We start from the raw sequence: 17356 nt of genomic DNA, 5'->3' as shown, positions 1-17356 counted from the left end.
GTGGTCCCACCTGACCCCATGCCGAACTCAGAAGTGAAACGCCGTAGCGCCGATGGTAGTGTGGGGTCTCCCCATGTGAGAGTAGGGAACTGCCAGGCATCAAATTAAGTAGTAAGCCGGTGCATTATCCGGTGGTTACAAGCAGTCTTCGGTGGAGCGGTAGTTCAGTCGGTTAGAATACCTGCCTGTCACGCAGGGGGTCGCGGGTTCGAGTCCCGTCCGTTCCGCCACTTATTAAAAGCCCTGAGCTAACGCTCAGGGCTTTTTTCTTATCTGCCGTTTAATTATTGCGAAATTAGCAAAAATCCTCTGCTTTCTGCGCTCTTTTTCTTCATAACACTACCCGCCATAATCTTCCTCAGTTTACGAACATAATGATTAACGAGGAATAACATGACTATCCCTGCATTTGGTCTGGGCACTTTCCGCCTGAAAGACGACGTAGTAATTGCATCTGTAAAAACTGCACTTGAACTTGGTTATCGCACCGTTGATACGGCGCAGATTTATGAAAACGAAGCGGCTGTAGGCCAGGCGCTCGAAGAGAGCGGCGTACCGCGCAGCGACCTTTTCATCACCACCAAGATCTGGATTGAGAATCTCAGTAAAGATAAGTTGATCCCAAGCCTGAAAGAGAGCCTGAAAAAACTGCGTACTGACTATGTGGACCTGACGCTGGTTCACTGGCCATCACCGAATGATGCCGTCTCGGTGGAAGAATTCATGCAGGCGCTGCTGGAAGCGAAAAAGCAGGGCTTAACACGTGAAATTGGTATCTCCAACTTTACTATCCCGTTGATGGAAAAAGCGATTGCTGCTGTTGGCGCAGAAAATATTGCGACCAACCAAATTGAACTGTCCCCATACCTGCAAAACCGCAAAGTGGTGGACTGGGCAAAACAGCACGGTATCCATATTACTTCTTACATGACGCTGGCCTACGGTAAAGCGCTGAAAGATGAGGTGATTACCCGTATCGCGGAGAAACACAACGCGACAGCGGCCCAGGTGATCCTGGCATGGGCAATGGGTGAAGGTTATGCCGTGATCCCGTCCTCAACCAAGCGTGAAAACCTGGCAAGCAACCTGTTAGCACTGGATCTCCAGCTGGACGAAGATGATAAAAAAGCGATCGCGGCACTGGATTGCAACGATCGTCTGGTGAGCCCGGAAGGGTTAGCGCCGAACTGGGATTAATATTGACCCAACCCTCTGTATTCTAAAACCCTCGCACAGCTCCTTCGGGAGCTGTTTTTATATGTTCGCTCAGGAAGTCGATAAAGGCACGAATACGTGTACTGACGGCTCTGTCGCTGTAATAAACCGCGCTAAAAGGCATCTCTACCGGCAGACGTTTATCTGCCATCAGCTCCACAAGCTCTCCGCGGTCGATCTCTTTATCAATCATGTAATCAGACAAACAGGCGATACCATTTCCGGTAAGGCACAGCTGTTTTAGCGTTTCCCCGCTGTTTGAGGATAATCCGCAGGTAATTTCATGAAGCTGACCATCATGACAGGCGACAGGCCAGGTATTTAGCGACACCGGTTCCGTAAAGCCCAGACACAGGTGTTGCGCCAGCTCTTCTACCGTTTCGGGCTTTCCATGCTCAGCAATATATTGCGGCGACGCGATGATTTTACGGTAGCTGGCAAAGAGGGGGCGAGCACGTAAGCTTGAATCAGTCAGGGTTCCCGCCCGGATCGCGACATCAACTTTGCGTTCAATAAGATTGATAAAGGTTTCGGAGGAGACCAGCGATAACGTCATCTCTGGATAACGTTCGCGGAAGGGCTTGATCAGCGGCATCAGAAAATGCAGAATCACAGGTGTTGCCGCATCGATACGCAGCAATCCACGCGGTGTGCTGCGCGATTCCATAATCTCTGTCTCCGCTGCGGCCATCTCCTGCAGGACAGACTGCACGCGGCGGAAATAACGCTCACCTTCTTCAGTGAGGCTCAGCTGTCGTGTTGTTCGGTTGAGCAAGCTCACCCCAAGCTTCATCTCCAGCTTTTTCACCGAGCGACTGATCGCGGAATTTGCCTGACCCAGCTGTTCCGCTGCGCGGCTAAAGCTACCGCTCTCGACGACGGCGACAAAGATTGTTAGCTCTTCCGAGGTTGCTTTCATTGTTGCACCACCTGCAAAATTCAATTGATATTCTGACCATTTTTGTTATTTAAGCACTGGCGCATACTTCCTGTCATCTTAATCCTGTAAAGACGGAGTATTTTATGCCACTGGCGCTACTTGCCCTCACGATCAGTGCCTTTGCGATAGGCACGACCGAGTTCGTTATTGTCGGACTGGTTCCTACCATCGCTAATCAACTTGCCATCTCGCTCCCTTCAGCGGGCTTACTGGTGTCAATCTATGCGTTGGGTGTTGCTGTTGGTGCACCTGTACTGACCGCGCTGACAGGGCGTTTCCCGCGTAAACAGCTGTTAGTTGCCCTGATGGTGCTCTTCACCGCTGGCAACCTGCTGGCCTGGCAGGCGCCGGACTACACCACGCTGGTGATTGCCCGCCTGCTGACCGGCCTCGCGCATGGCGTGTTCTTCTCCATCGGTTCAACCATTGCAACCAGCCTGGTGCCTAAAGAGAAAGCCGCATCCGCTATCGCCATCATGTTTGGTGGGTTAACCGTTGCGTTGGTCACTGGGGTGCCGTTAGGTACCTTTATTGGCCAACATTTTGGCTGGCGTGAAACTTTCCTGGCCGTATCACTGCTGGGCGTGATTGCCCTGGTTGCCAGTATGCTGTTGGTGCCATCCAATATCCCTGGCCGCGTGAGCGCAAGCCTGAGCGATCAGTTTAAGGTGCTCACGCATCCGCGTCTGCTGATCATTTACGCCGTTACGGCTCTTGGCTATGGTGGCGTGTTCACTGCTTTCACCTTCCTGGCACCCATGATGCAGGATCTGGCGGGCTTCTCCCCAACGGCGGTAAGCTGGATTTTGCTGGGCTACGGTATTTCTGTCGCGATTGGTAACATCTGGGGCGGCAAACTTGCGGATAAGCATGGTGCGGTACCGGCTCTTAAATTTATCTTCGCAGCGTTGGTTGTACTGCTGATGATTTTCCAGTTCACCGCATCGATTCAGTACGCCGCGCTGATCACCGTGCTGGTTATGGGGATCTTCGCCTTTGGTAACGTGCCGGGCTTGCAGGTGTACGTGGTGCAAAAGGCCGAACTGTATACGCCAAATGCGGTAGATGTTGCATCGGGCCTGAACATTGCCGCATTCAATATTGGTATCGCGATCGGTTCCATCGTAGGCGGACAAACCGTAGAACACTTCGGGTTAACCCAAACGCCGTGGATTGGTGCGGTCATTGTACTTGTCGCTTTCCTGCTGATTGGCCTCAGTGGAAGGCTTGATAAACCGGCTCGCGTGGCGCTTGGGTGAGTAGCAGTAAGTGCTTGCTTACAAAACTGGAAAGCGGTTTCTCAGTAATTGCGTTGAAAGTGTGACCTAAAATCCCTATAACATTAGAACCAGTCCGTTTTTCCGGGCTGGTTCACGTTATAGAGGCCGTTTCCAAAAGTGCGAAAAAATACCTATGCCATGCGTTATGTTGCCGGAATGCCCGCGGAGAGGATCTTGCCTCCGGGGTCGTTTGCGAGCCTTAGCCAGGCATTGCCAGCCGGTACACCCTTAAGCAGTGACGAAAAAATCCGGGTACTGGTCTGGAACATCTTCAAGCAGCAGCGCGCGGAGTGGTTGTCCGTACTGAAGAATTTCGGTAAAGATGCGCATCTGGTTCTCTTGCAAGAGGCACAAACCACGCCGGAGTTGGTCAGGTTTGCAACGACTAACTATCTTGCCGCCGATCAGGTCCCTGCGTTCGTCTTACCGCAGCACCCCTCTGGGGTGATGACTCTGTCAGCCGCGCATCCGGTCTATTGCTGCCCGCTGCGTGAACGTGAGCCGATTTTGCGCCTGGCCAAGTCGGCGCTGGTGACGGTCTATCCGTTACCGGATACGCGCCTGTTGATGGTGGTAAACATCCATGCGGTGAATTTTAGCCTGGGGGTGGATGTGTATAGTAAGCAGTTACTCCCAATTGGCGATCAGATAGCCCATCACAGCGGGCCGATCATTATGGCCGGGGACTTTAATGCCTGGAGCCGCCCGCGCATGAATGCGTTGTACCGCTTTGCGCGCGAAATGTCGCTGCGTGAGGTCCGCTTTAGCGACGATCAGCGCAAGAAAGCGTTTGGTCGTCCTCTCGATTTTGTCTTCTATCGTGGTTTGAATGTGCATGATGCCTCCGTTCTGGTGACGCGCGCTTCCGATCACAATCCTCTACTCGTTGAATTCAGTCCCGGCAAACCTGATAAATAATGGTGCGTCAGGTCTGCCGTGGGGCAGGCCTCTGCGGGTGCTGCCCTTTACTTTTTAACCAACAAAAGGACAGTACGATGACAACAACAACACACACCCATCATGACAACGTAGAAAAACAGTTTGGTTCTCAGGCAAGTGCTTATCTGAGCAGCGCCGTGCATGCGTCTGGGCGCGATCTGGTGCGTCTCGGGGAGCGTCTGGCAGCATTCCCACAGGCACACGTGCTGGATTTAGGGTGTGGAGCAGGGCATGCCAGCTTTACGGCCGCACAGCAGGTGGCACAGGTGACCGCGTATGATTTATCCAGCCAGATGCTCGAGGTGGTCGCAGAAGCTGCAAAAGCCAAAGGGCTGAGCAACGTGGCTACGCGCCAGGGCTACGCCGAATCGTTGCCTTTCGACGATGCGTCGTTTGATGTGGTCATTAGCCGCTACTCCGCCCACCACTGGCATGATGTCGGCCAGGCCTTACGGGAAGTGAAGCGCGTATTGAAGCCGGGGGGCGTCCTCATCATTATGGACGTCATGTCTCCGGGTCATCCAGTGCGGGATATCTGGCTGCAAACGGTTGAAGCGCTGCGCGATACTTCTCACGTGCAGAACTACTCCAGCGGTCAATGGTTATCGCTGATAACGGAGGCCGGGTTGATTTCCCGCTCACTGATAACAGACCGCTTGCCACTGGAATATGACGCCTGGATCGCACGTATGCGCACACCGGAAGCGCTGAGCCGGGCGATTCGTATATATCAGGAAAGCGCATCTGCGGAAGTGAAGGCTTACTTTGAACTGCAGGAAGATGGCTCGTTCACCAGCGACACCATTATGGCTGAAGCGCAAAAGGCGGGTTAAAACAAAAAAGGCACCGAGGGGAATCGGTGCCTTTTTATATCAGGAATGTCTCATCAGGAATCTGGCGTCGCGCTGTTTTTCACAAACAGCGTTAGCTGGTCACCTGGTTGCAAATTGTCAGTATCATTATTCCAGCGCATCACATCTTTGATGTTCACGCCGTGACGTTTTGCGATACTGGACAGCGAATCACCCTTACGAACGCGATAGGTAATACTGTCGCTGTTCCGGGCAAGACGCTGTGCGCTGCTACCCGCACCCACCGTCAGAGTTTGACCCACTTTCAGACCGGAGCTGCGCAGGTTATTCCACTGCTGCAGATCTTTCGCATTCACGCCAAGACGTGATGCAATGCCCGAAAGCGTATCACCTGAACGCACCTTGTAGCTACGGCTGGAAACGGGAGAGGTATCGGCGATCAGCGTAGACTGAACGGCGGCAATCTCACCAGAAGCCAGAGACTCACGTAATTGTTCAGCATGCTTCTGCGGAACCATCACATACCGTGGGCCATTTGCTCCCAGGGTTGAGCCTTTAACGCCTGCATTAAAGGTTTTCAGTTTACTGACCGACATACCCGTCATATCGGCAACCTGTTGAATATCAACCGGGCTGCTGAGGCGAACGCGCGCCAGTGCACGACTTTCGTCTGGTGTTGGCAGTTGCACACCGTAACGCTTGCTGTTCTTGAGAATATCGCTCAGGGCCAGCATCTTCGGTACGTAAACCTTGGTTTCCTGTGGCAGTGAGAGCGACCAGAAATCGGTAGATTTACCACGCGCTCTGTTCGCTTTCATTGCCTTCAGTACACGACCTTCGCCGCTGTTATACGCTGCGACCGTTAACAACCAGTCACCGTCAAACATCTTGTTCAGACGTTCCATCATGTCGAGAGCGGCTGTCGTTGAAGCGACAACATCACGACGCGCATCATAGCTGCGGGTCTGTTTCAAACCATAATTGCGCCCAGTGCTCGGAATGATCTGCCAAATGCCTGCGGCATTGGCGCCAGACGTTGCGTGTGGGTCAAAAGCGCTCTCCACTATGGGTAGGAGTACCAGCTCCATAGGCATGTTACGTTTCTTAACTTGCCCGGCTATCCAGTACATATACGGCTCTGCCCGTAACGTTACATCGTGGAGATAGCTCTTATTTCTTAAATACTTCTGCTTCTGTTCGCGAATCCGGCTGTTTTCCGGAATTCCCATCTTTAGCTCGTCGCCAATAGAGGCCCACAAGTCTTGTTCCTGCGCGAAAGTTGTCCCATCGTCCAACCAGCGCGCCTGACTTGTAAACTTCCCTGCTTCCCCTTGACCAGCTGCAGAAAGGCTCTGTGCGTGCTGTTGTACGTTGCTGCCATTTTGCGACTGGCAACCTACAAGCAGGACAGAGGCGAGTAATATCGCTTTTGCCTTCATGTGTGTGTCAATAGTTGCTTAAAAGACGAGCGATGATAACGGCGAAATTTTGAAAAGGCAACCCGCAATTATCTGAAGTTATCTTTCTTTGACCTTAACCATGCAAAACGCTGCTCTGGTTGTTGCAACTTTGTTTCTTGGTTAATTTTATTAATTAAATCAATATCATCAGTTCGTAAAAATAAATTTATTTCTCGCTCGTTTTTCAGAATAACGGGTAGTGTGTTTTGGTTTTTTGCACGTAACTCCTTCACTTTCTGGTAATAATCTAAAATCGCCAGATCGTCCGGCAAAATGCTCGCGGCAAACTTCATATTTCCTAATGTATACTCATGTGCGCAGCAAATGAGGGTATCATCGGGCAATGCGTTAATTTTTTGTAATGACTGATACATCTGGGTTGGCGTCCCTTCGAACAGCCTTCCACAGCCGCCTGAAAAGAGTGTATCGCCACAAAATAGATAAGGTTTTCTGTAGAAACACAGATGTCCAGAAGTGTGACCTGACGTAGCAAATACGGAAAATTCGTATCCCAGTATGAGGATATTTTCGCCTTCTTCGACTACTTGCGTCGTACCCTTATCTTGTGTTTCAGCCGGTCCATACACCACAAGATGCGGGAAGGCCGCCACAAGATCGGGAACGCCGCCCACGTGATCGTTATGGTGATGAGTAAGAAGGATGGCCTGGGGATGCCAGCCATTTTCTTCGATTGCCTGCAAAACCGGCGCGGATTCACCCGGATCGACAATGATACATCTGCGATCGTCATCGACTAATACCCAGATGTAATTGTCCTGAAAGGCTGGAATACTGATAAGATTCATACATTACCTCTAACTGCGTGGCGGATGTGTTGATGAAACCGGCAAGGATACCTCAGACTGTCGCAGCACCGGAACGTTGGGCTGACCTGCCCTGGGGTGAGTACTATCGCGAGGCGTTAGAACAGCAGCTTAAGCCGTGGCTCGCGAAAATGTATGGCTTTCACCTGCTTAAGATTGGCAATCTCAGCGCGGAAATCAATACCGAAAGCTGCGCTATCTCGCATCAGGTCAACGTTTCGCTCGCGGGATTGCCTGTTCAGGTGAAAGCAGACCCGCTGCATTTACCTTTTGCCGAAAAATCCGTTGATGCTTGTCTGCTGGCGCATACGTTGCCCTGGTGCAGCGATCCCCATCGCCTGCTGCGCGAAGCTGACCGTGTGCTGATTGATGATGGCTGGCTAATACTCAGCGGTTTCAATCCACTGAGCCTGATGGGTCTGCGCAAGCTCGTCCCGGTTTTACGCCGCACCCCGCCATATAACAGCCGCATGTTCACGATGATGCGCCAGCTGGACTGGCTTTCACTGCTTAACTTTGAGGTGCTCGGCTACGGGGGATTTCAGGTACTGCCCTGGTCACGGCAGGGGGGCGTTGTGTTGAGTACCCATTTGCCCGCCCTGGGCTGTATGCAGTTTATCGTGGCGCGTAAGCGAACAATCCCTTTGACGCTGAATCCGATGAAGCAAAGCAAATCGAAAACGCAAATTCGTCAGACCGTCGGCGCCACGCGGCAGTATCGAAAGCCCTGATCAGGATTCAGGCTGGTAGCCCGCATCCTCATGCGCGGGATTGGACGCAGCCGCACGAGCCAGTTCGTCGCAGCGTTCGTTCTCAGGGTGACCTGCGTGGCCTTTTACCCATTCCCACTTGATTTGGTGCTGGCCTAAGGCCGCATCCAGACGCTTCCAGAGGTCGACATTCTTGACCGGTTTTTTATCTGCCGTTTTCCAGCCGCGCTTTTTCCAGTTATGGATCCACTGTGTGATGCCCTGGCGCACGTATTGGCTGTCGGTGCTCAGCACCACGTCGCAATGTTCCTTTAAGGCTTCCAGCGCCACAATGGCCGCCATCAACTCCATGCGGTTGTTGGTGGTGAGAAAATAGCCTTCACTAAAAGTTTTTTCGTGCTGGCGATAACGCATAATCGCGCCATAACCGCCCGGGCCCGGATTGCCGAGGCAAGATCCATCGGTGAAAATTTCTACCTGTTTACGCATCTCTGGTAGACTTCCTGTATTCGAAACGTTCAGTTAAACGATAAGTCTGACATAAATGACCGCTATGAGCACTGCAATTACTCGCCAGATTGTTCTTGATACCGAAACCACCGGTATGAACCAGATCGGCGCACACTATGAAGGGCACAAGATCATCGAGATCGGTGCTGTTGAAGTGGTGAACCGTCGTCTAACGGGCAACAACTTTCACGTTTACCTCAAACCTGACCGGCTGGTGGACCCGGAAGCGTTCGGCGTTCACGGTATTGCGGATGAGTTCTTGCTGGATAAACCGACCTTTGCAGATGTCGCGGATGAATTCCTTGAGTACATCAAAGGTGCAGAACTCGTCATCCATAACGCATCGTTCGATATCGGCTTTATGGATTATGAATTCAGCAAGCTTAATCGTGATATTCCGAAGACCAACACGTTCTGTAAAGTCACGGACAGTCTGGCGCTGGCGAGGAAGATGTTTCCCGGCAAGCGTAACAGCCTCGATGCACTCTGCTCGCGCTATGAAATAGACAACACTAAGCGAACGCTGCACGGCGCATTGCTCGATGCCCAGATTCTGGCGGATGTTTATCTGACGATGACCGGCGGTCAGACGTCGATGAAATTCAGTATGGAAAATGAGTCCCAGCAGACGCGGGACGCAGGGGGCATTCAGCGCGTTGTGCGTCAGGCGAGTCGTTTGCGGGTTGTTTTAGCCAGCGATGAAGAGCTGCTTAACCATGAATCCCGTCTCGATCTGGTGCAGAAGAAGGGCGGAAGCTGCATGTGGCGCGCCTGAAAAGGGGGCGAAACGTTTGTTAAATCACCGCTTGGGTGATTTTTGCAGCAAACGATTCAAAACGTGAGAAAAAGCGTTGACGAGTCCAGAGGCAAACCGTAATATGCGCCTCGTTCCCCAAGCGGGAACAGTGGAGCGGTAGTTCAGTCGGTTAGAATACCTGCCTGTCACGCAGGGGGTCGCGGGTTCGAGTCCCGTCCGTTCCGCCACTATTCAGGCCCACGTTATTTATAACGTGGGCCTTTTTCATTTCTGCATTCCGATGCATTTCCTCTTCAGTCTCCACCCTTGCCACTTCCGCAGTGGTTCGACATACCACGTCCCTTACTTTTTCTCTTATTTAATAAGATATCTTTATATTTTTAATATATTACTTTTATTTCTGTTTTATTTTGGTGTAAGTTAATTACGATTAATTCTCGCTCCTTTTATTATTTCATACCCTCTCATTAATTCCCTGTCCGGTGTTAACTATTCCTAGTGCTGCGTATATTTCTGTGTGGTTTTTTCCTAATCATATAAAGAAACCAGACATGATATTTTTAAGCATCATGTCAATGAACCCAATAGACATGAATTATGTATGGAAGACATAAGTGCAAAGCAGTAAAGGATGTAATCACAGAAGTGCTTATATGTCCTTAATTTAGCGAGTGAAATTCACCAAGGACTTTTATATGACGGAAAGTAAAGTCATTTTAGCAGTGAACAGCGGAGACGGAAAAACTCGGTTGTTGACAGCGGACGCAGGCCGGACGGTTAAGATAAAGCTGATCGCCGGCAATAAGTATCTGCTGAAGAACGTCAATGACGACTTCGCACCAGAAAATATTACCCTTCAACGTGTAGGTAAAGCATTACATATTATTCAGGAAGGGGACACACAGCCTAGCATCATCATTGAGGATTACTTCGATGGTGATAAAAATAACCCAACGCTGATGGGTATGGCAGAAGATGGACTTCTGTATGCCTATATTCCCGTGTCAGGCGAAAGCTACGATACTGGCTATCTCATTGCGGATGGCAGCATGTCTCCGGTTGCCTTGGGCGGCGATCCGTTAGGTGCTGGTGGCCCAATTCTGACGGCTCCTGATGACGACAACGACATGCTGTTCGGCATGCTGGGATGGTTTGCGCTTGCGGCGGCGGGCGTAGGGGCGGCTTTTGCTCTGTCCGAACTCGATGACGAAGATGGCGACAAGCACGCGACACCTGAAAAGCCGAGTATTGGCCAGACAATTGATGATGAAGGCTCTATCAAAGGCCCTCTGAAATCAGGTGACGTGACCGATGACACCAAACCGTCTTTGACGGGGAAAGGAAATCCGGGCGATACCATCCATATCATCGATAATGATAAGGAAATCGGGTCTGTCATCGTCGATGACGAAGGCGAGTGGAGCTATACGCCAGACAAACCGCTGAGCGACGGCGAACATGACCTCTCCGTTGTGGTTGAAGATCCTGACGGAAACAAAAGCCCACCTTCTGACCCGATCACTATCGTTGTAGATACCGTTGCGCCAGATGCGCCAACGATTGAACACATCATGGATAAGGTGGGTAAAGTCACCGGCGAAATTCTTGACGACACCTACACCGACGATCCAAAACCGGAAATGAGCGGCACCGGTGAAGCGGGCGCGACGATTACTATTTACGATAACGGTAAAAAGATCGGCGAAACCACGGTCAACGACGATGGACGTTGGTATTTCAAACCTTCCGAAAACCTGGCGGACGGCAACCACAGCATTACGGTCAGCCAGACGGATAAAGCGGGCAACGTCAGCAAGCCTTCAGATGAACGTGAATTCATTGTTCTGACCGAACCTCCTGGGAAAGCAGAAACGCCTGAAGTTAATGACAATACGGGTCCGGTAACGGGTCCCCTTAAGCCAGGCGACGTGACTGATGACAGCAAGCCGTCCTTCAGTGGGGAAGGCACGCCGGGCAATACCATCGTTATCAAAGATAACGATAAAGAGATCGGCTCGGTTATCGTCGACGACGAAGGGAAATGGACTTACACGCCTGAGAAAGATCTCAGCGAGGGTGAGCACAATGTTGAGGTGATTGAGGAAGATCCGCTGGGTAATGTCGGCGAGCCTTCCGATCCTATCCAGATCATTGTTGACACTACGCCGCCAGCAAAACCGGATATGGTTGATGCCGAGGATAATACCGGTCCGATTACCGGTCAGCTGAAAGGCGGTGACGTCACTGACGAAACGCGTCCGGTATTCAGCGGTAAAGGTGAACCTGGCGATACCGTGACCATTTATGATGGTGACGAGGTTCTGGGCTCTGCCGTCATTGACGATGAAGGCAACTGGACGCTGACACCAGAGAAACCGCTGGGCGAAGGCGACCACAGCATCACTGTTACGCAAACGGATAAGGCGGGCAACACCAGCGATCCCTCGGAAGCGCTGGAGTTTGAAGTTGACACTACCGCGCCTGATGCTTCAGCAAATGTTCTGAAAATTACTGCCGTAGCGGATGACGTGGGCGATCGTCAGGGCAACGTTGCCAGCGGTGAAATCACCGATGACAGCAAACCGCTCATTAGCGGTATCGGCGAAGCAGGCAACACCGTATTCGTCTACACCACCGACTCATCCGGTAAACACCTGATTGGTTCAGCGGTTGTGGGCAGCGATGGTACCTGGAGCCTGACGCCATCAACTCCGCTGACGGAAGGTCTGAACAAGCTGACCCTGGAGACGCAGGATCCGGCGGGTAACCGCGTTGCTGGCGATGCGCCGTCTTACGACATCAATCTTCTGATCCCAGTCAGCACCAATCCGTCCATCAACAGCGTGGTGGACAACTCAGAGCCGCACGTTGGCCCGCTGCAGAAAGGCGAATCCACCAACGACACTACCCCGACCCTGAGCGGCAGCGCTGCGCCGGGCGATACCGTGTCTATTCTCGACAACGGTAAAGTGATTGGCTCCGTCACCGCGGACAGCAACGGCAAGTGGACGTTCACGCCGGACACCGCGCTGGCTGACGGCAAGCACACCTTCACCGTCACCGCGACCGACGCGGCAGGCAACGCGCGCACCAGCGGCAGCTTCCCGATTGTTATCGACACCACGGCACCGGCTCCGGCGGACAATATCATCCTTGATGATAACGTGGGCGACAAACAAGGTCCGGTAGGCGAGGGTGACACCACCGACGACCAGTCTCCAACCCTGAGCGGCGAAGCCGAGCCGGGCAGCGTTGTTGATATCTACGACAACGACGAGAAGATTGGCTCCGTTATCGTTGATGACGAAGGCAAATGGACCTATACGCCGGACAAACCGCTGGATAAAGGTGACCATGAACTCACCACCACGGTCACCGATCCGTCAGGTAACACCAGTGAACCGTCTCCGGGCATCTCCTTCACCGTCGATCCGGATCCAAACCAGGTCACCGTAGGTGAAGTGGTGGACGATCAGGGCCCGATCGTGGGTAACCTGAAACCAGGCAACGTGACGGATGATGTGCGTCCGGAACTGGGCGGTAAAGGCAAGCCAGGCAGCACCGTGACCATTAAAGATGGCGACGACGTTCTGGGCTCCACCGTTGTAGATCCGGATGGCAACTGGACGTTCACGCCAGATCAGGATCTGGCTGACGGCGATCACAGCCTGACCGTGGTGTCCAAAGATCCGGCGGGTAACGAGGTGACTTCACCGTCCTTCGATATCACCGTCGATGCGACCGCACCGGAAAAACCAGTGCTGGGATCTGCAACGGATGACGTGGGCACTATCCGCGGCGATCTGAGCAATGGCAGCACCACCGACGACGCGAACCCAACCTTCAACGGTTCCGCAGAGCCGGGCAGCCGTGTCGATATTTACGACAATGGTGAGCATATCGGTTCGACGGTTGCTGATGATAAAGGCGCATGGCAGTTTACGCCGACCACGCCGCTGCCAGAGGGTGAGCACCATATCACCACCACCGCAACGGATGAGGCGGGCAACACCAGCCCTGAGTCTGATGATTTTGTGCTGGTGACGGACTATACGCCACCTGCGGCAACCAGCGATGTACTGAACATTACCTCCGTGATGGATGACGTCGGCGGCCGTCAGGGTAATATCGCCAGCGGCGAGGTTACCGACGACAGCAAGCCGGTTATCAACGGTATCGGCGAAGCGGGCAGCACCGTATTCGTCTACAGCACGGATGCAAACGGCAAACACCTGCTGGGCTCAGCCGTGGTTGATAGCGAAGGCAACTGGACGCTGGCGCTGGATACTCCGCTGGTGGAAGGGCTGAATAAGCTGACGCTCGAAACTCAGGACGCAGTAGGCAACCGTGTTGCGGGTGAAGCACCGTCTTACGACATTACCGTTTTGATCCCGGTCAGCACCGAGCCGTCCATCAACAGCGTGGTGGACAACTCAGAGCCGCACGTTGGTCCGCTGCAGAAAGGCGAATCCACCAACGACACCACTCCAACCCTGAGCGGCAGCGCTGCGCCGGGCGATACCGTGTCTATTCTCGACAACGGTAAAGTGATTGGCTCCGTCACCGCGGACAGCAACGGCAAGTGGACGTTCACGCCGGACACCGCGCTGGCTGATGGCAAGCACACCTTCACCGTCACCGCGACCGACGCGGCAGGCAACGCGCGCACCAGCGGCAGCTTCCCGATTGTTATCGACACCACGGCACCGGCTCCGGCGGACAATATCATCCTTGATGATAACGTGGGCGACAAACAGGGACCGGTAGGCGAGGGTGACACCACCGACGACCAGTCTCCAACCCTGAGCGGCGAAGCCGAGCCGGGCAGCGTTGTTGATATCTACGACAACGACGAGAAGATTGGCTCCGTTATCGTTGATGACGAAGGCAAGTGGTCCTATACGCCGGACAAACCGCTGGATAAAGGTGACCATGAACTCACCACCACGGTCACCGATCCGTCAGGCAACACCAGTGAACCGTCTCCGGGCATCTCCTTCACCGTCGATCCGGATCCAAACCAGGTCACCGTAGGTGAAGTGGTGGACGATCAGGGGCCGATCGTGGGTAACCTGAAGCCAGGCAACGTGACCGATGATGCGCGTCCGGAACTGGGCGGTAAAGGCAAGCCAGGCAGCACCGTGACCATTAAAGATGGCGACGACGTTCTGGGCTCTACCGTTGTAGATCCGGATGGCAACTGGACGTTCACCCCAGATCAGGATCTTGCTGAGGGCGACCACAGCCTGACCGTAGTGTCCAAAGACCCGGCGGGTAACGACGTTACGTCTCCAGCCTTCGATATCACGGTAGATACCGTGGCACCGGAAAAACCGGTCGTGGGCCTTGCGACAGATGACGTGGGCTCCAGCCGTGGCGATCTCAGCAGCGGCAGCACCACCGATGACGCGAACCCAACCTTCAAAGGTTCCGCAGAGCCGGGCAGCCGTGTTGATATTTATGACAACGGCGAGCTGATTGGCTCCACTGTTGTGGATGAGAATGGTGGCTGGCAGTTCACGCCAACCACAGCGCTGCCGGAAGGCGAGCACCATATCACCACCACCGCAACCGATGAGGCGGGTAACACCAGTCCGGAATCAGATGACTTTGTGCTGATCACCGACTATACCGCGCCAGACGCCAGTAAAGTGGTTATCACCGAAGTCTATGACGACGTGAAAGCGTCAGGCGTGGTGGCTTCCGGCGGGGAAACTGACGATAACCGTCCGCTGATCAAGGGTACCGGCGCAGAGCCAGGCAACACCATCACCGTGTACAACGGCGACAAGGTGATTGGCACCGCGAAGGTACAGGCAGACGGCACCTGGTCCCTCGAACCGACCACCCCGCTGCCGGACGGCAAATACACCCTGACGGCGAAAGAGACCGACGGCGTGGGCAACGTCTCCGGTCCGTCCGCGGAATACGTCATCAACGTGGCCACCGTGCCGCCGCAGGCGCCGACGCTGGACACCGTGTATGACGACGTGGCACCGCACGCCGACTACCTGCAGAAGGGTGACGTCACCAACGACACCACCCCGACCCTGAGCGGCAGCAGCGGCGTGATCGGCGGCACCATCAGCATCTACGATAACGGTCGCCTGATTGGCACCGCCACCGTGGGCAGCAACGGCAGCTGGAGCTTCACGCCGGATACGGCGCTGGCTGACGGCAACCACAGCTTCACCGCCACCGTCACCGACGGCGTGGGACGCACCAGTGAGCCAACCGGCGGCTTCGGTATCGTGGTGGATACAAAAGCACCGGACGCGGCCTCTGACCTGCTGGTCACCGACAACGTCGGCGCCTACCAGGGCCCGGTCGTGAGCGGCGACACCACTGATGACAACACCCCGACCCTGAGCGGCAAGGCCGAGCCGGGCAGCACGGTGAACATCATCGACAACGGCCAGGTTATCGGCTCCACGAAGGTGAACCCGGACGGTAGCTGGAGCTTCACCCCGGATCAGGCGCTCTCCAACGGCGAGCATGACCTGACCACCACCGTGACCGATCCGTCAGGCAACACCGGACCGGAAGGGTCACACGTGGTCATCACCGTTGACGTGGTCCCGGGCAAGGTGGAAATCACCGGCGTGACCGACGACGTCGGCAGCGTGACCGGCAGCCTGTCCCAGAACGCGGTCACCGACGATACCCGTCCGCAGATCAGCGGCACGGCGAAGGCGGGCAGCACCGTAACCATCATGGACGGCAGCAACGTGCTGGGCACCACCACCGCGGGCGCGGACGGCACCTGGAGCTTCACGCCGAGCGTGGATCTGGGTCGCGGCGAGCACAGCTTCACCGCCACGGCGAAGGATCCGATGGGCAACGAGTCAAGCAGCAGCAGCTGGACCGTGACCATCGATACCGATGCGCCGGTGAAACCGACCATCGACGCGGCGCTGGATGACGTGGGCACCGTACAGGGCACCCTGTCTAACGGCAGCAGCACCGACGACCCGACGCCAACCCTGAGCGGCAAGGCGGAAGCGGGCAGCACCGTGAAGATCTACGATCAGAACGGCCTGCTGGGCGAAGTGACGGCGAAGGCCGACGGCACCTGGAGCTTCTCACCGGTCGCGAAACTGCCGGAAGGCGAGCACCGCTTCCACGTGACGGCGACGGACAAGGCGGGCAACACCAGTGCAGATTCAGACGACTTCGTCCTGACCCTGGACTACACCGCCCCGGATGCGAGCAAGCTGGCTATTACCGAAGTCTACGACGACGTGAAAGCGTCAGGCGTGGTGGCTTCCGGCGGGGAAACCGACGATAACCGTCCGCTGATCAAGGGTACCGGCGCAGAGCCAGGCAACACCATCACCGTGTACAACGGCGACAAGGTGATTGGCACCGCGAAGGTACAGGCAGACGGCACCTGGTCCCTCGAACCGACCACCCCGCTGCCGGACGGCAAATACACCCTGACGGCGAAAGAGACCGACGGCGTGGGCAACGTCTCCGGTCCGTCCGCGGAATACGTCATCAACGTGGCCACCGTGCCGCCGCAGGCGCCGACGCTGGACACCGTGTATGACGACGTGGCACCGCACGCCGACTACCTGCAGAAGGGTGACGTCACCAACGACACCACCCCGACCCTGAGCGGCAGCAGCGGCGTGATCGGCGGCACCATCAGCATCTACGATAACGGTCGCCTGATCGGCACCGCCACCGTGGGCAGCAACGGCAGCTGGAGCTTCACGCCGGATACGGCGCTGGCTGACGGCAACCACAGCTTCACCGCCACCGTCACCGACGGCGTGGGACGCACCAGTGAGCCAACCGGCGGCTTCGGTATCGTGGTGGATACAAAAGCACCGGACGCGGCCTCTGACCTGCTGGTCACCGACAACGTCGGCGCCTACCAGGGCCCGGTCGTGAGCGGCGACACCAC

General features: G+C 54.7%; 11 protein-coding genes, 2 tRNA genes and 1 rRNA gene. 10 read left to right on the top strand and 4 right to left on the bottom strand.

Annotation, left to right across the window (positions count from 1 at the left end):
* The 3 genes from rrf to dkgB form a co-directional block, all read left to right on the top strand.
* Positions 1–98, top strand: a 5S ribosomal RNA gene (gene rrf / locus KW829_RS22675); the annotation flags it as partial.
* 55 nt (positions 99–153) lie between these two features.
* A tRNA-Asp gene (locus KW829_RS22670) sits at positions 154–230 on the top strand.
* Between the two features lie 163 nt (positions 231–393).
* Positions 394–1197 carry a 2,5-didehydrogluconate reductase DkgB gene (gene dkgB, locus KW829_RS22665; RefSeq protein ID WP_010426653.1) on the top strand — a complete coding sequence of 268 codons (804 nt, stop codon included), beginning with the start codon at positions 394–396 and terminating at the stop codon, positions 1195–1197.
* Between the two features lie 22 nt (positions 1198–1219).
* Here the strand turns inward: dkgB and yafC are convergent, their stop codons facing one another.
* Positions 1220–2134: a DNA-binding transcriptional regulator YafC gene (gene yafC / locus KW829_RS22660; protein ID WP_218309140.1), complete on the bottom strand. Its 915-nt coding sequence runs from the start codon at positions 2132–2134 to the stop codon at positions 1220–1222.
* A 104-nt stretch (positions 2135–2238) separates the two neighbouring features.
* Here yafC and KW829_RS22655 point away from each other — a divergent pair, with 104 nt between their 5' ends.
* The 3 genes from KW829_RS22655 to KW829_RS22645 all read left to right on the top strand — a co-directional run bounded on the left by KW829_RS22655 (position 2239) and on the right by KW829_RS22645 (position 5207).
* Complete coding sequence (locus tag KW829_RS22655) at positions 2239–3414, top strand: MFS transporter (RefSeq protein WP_120159483.1); 1176 nt, start codon at positions 2239–2241, stop codon at positions 3412–3414.
* Between the two features lie 138 nt (positions 3415–3552).
* Positions 3553–4353, top strand: coding sequence for an endonuclease/exonuclease/phosphatase family protein (locus KW829_RS22650; RefSeq protein WP_042717509.1), 801 nt, complete (start codon positions 3553–3555; stop codon positions 4351–4353).
* Positions 4354–4430: 77 nt separating this feature from the next.
* Positions 4431–5207 carry a class I SAM-dependent methyltransferase gene (locus tag KW829_RS22645; protein ID WP_172701841.1) on the top strand — a complete coding sequence of 259 codons (777 nt, stop codon included), beginning with the start codon at positions 4431–4433 and terminating at the stop codon, positions 5205–5207.
* Positions 5208–5260: 53 nt separating this feature from the next.
* On the opposite strand, the gene mltD is transcribed toward KW829_RS22645, so the two are convergent.
* Together mltD and gloB are read right to left on the bottom strand one after the other, a co-directional pair.
* Positions 5261–6625, bottom strand: a complete 1365-nt coding sequence (gene mltD / locus KW829_RS22640; protein WP_089600679.1) for a murein transglycosylase D — start codon at positions 6623–6625, stop codon at positions 5261–5263.
* A gap of 68 nt (positions 6626–6693) precedes the next feature.
* Positions 6694–7452 (bottom strand): hydroxyacylglutathione hydrolase, encoded by a 759-nt coding sequence (gene gloB, locus KW829_RS22635; protein WP_218309138.1) that lies wholly within the window; start codon positions 7450–7452, stop codon positions 6694–6696.
* 32 nt (positions 7453–7484) lie between these two features.
* On the opposite strand from gloB, the gene KW829_RS22630 reads away from it, so the two are divergent.
* A complete protein-coding gene (locus KW829_RS22630; protein ID WP_010426636.1) occupies positions 7485–8201 on the top strand; it encodes a class I SAM-dependent methyltransferase in 717 nt (238 codons plus the stop codon).
* Here KW829_RS22630 and rnhA read toward each other — a convergent pair whose 3' ends face one another.
* Entirely contained in the window at positions 8202–8669 is a 468-nt protein-coding gene (gene rnhA / locus KW829_RS22625; RefSeq protein WP_010426635.1) for a ribonuclease HI, read from the bottom strand.
* A gap of 64 nt (positions 8670–8733) precedes the next feature.
* Here rnhA and dnaQ point away from each other — a divergent pair, with 64 nt between their 5' ends.
* The 3 genes from dnaQ to KW829_RS22610 form a co-directional block, all read left to right on the top strand.
* Positions 8734–9465: a DNA polymerase III subunit epsilon gene (gene dnaQ, locus KW829_RS22620; RefSeq protein WP_172411142.1), complete on the top strand. Its 732-nt coding sequence runs from the start codon at positions 8734–8736 to the stop codon at positions 9463–9465.
* A 132-nt stretch (positions 9466–9597) separates the two neighbouring features.
* Positions 9598–9674, top strand: a tRNA-Asp gene (locus KW829_RS22615).
* Between the two features lie 468 nt (positions 9675–10142).
* The coding region (locus KW829_RS22610) for an Ig-like domain-containing protein (protein ID WP_218309136.1) at positions 10143–17356 on the top strand (7214 nt) is incomplete at its 3' end.

The sequence above is a fragment of the Enterobacter sp. ENT02 genome (assembly GCF_019219165.1).
Taxonomy (GTDB): Bacteria; Pseudomonadota; Gammaproteobacteria; order Enterobacterales; family Enterobacteriaceae; genus Enterobacter; species Enterobacter mori.
This window is presented reverse-complemented; position numbering and strand designations above follow the sequence as displayed.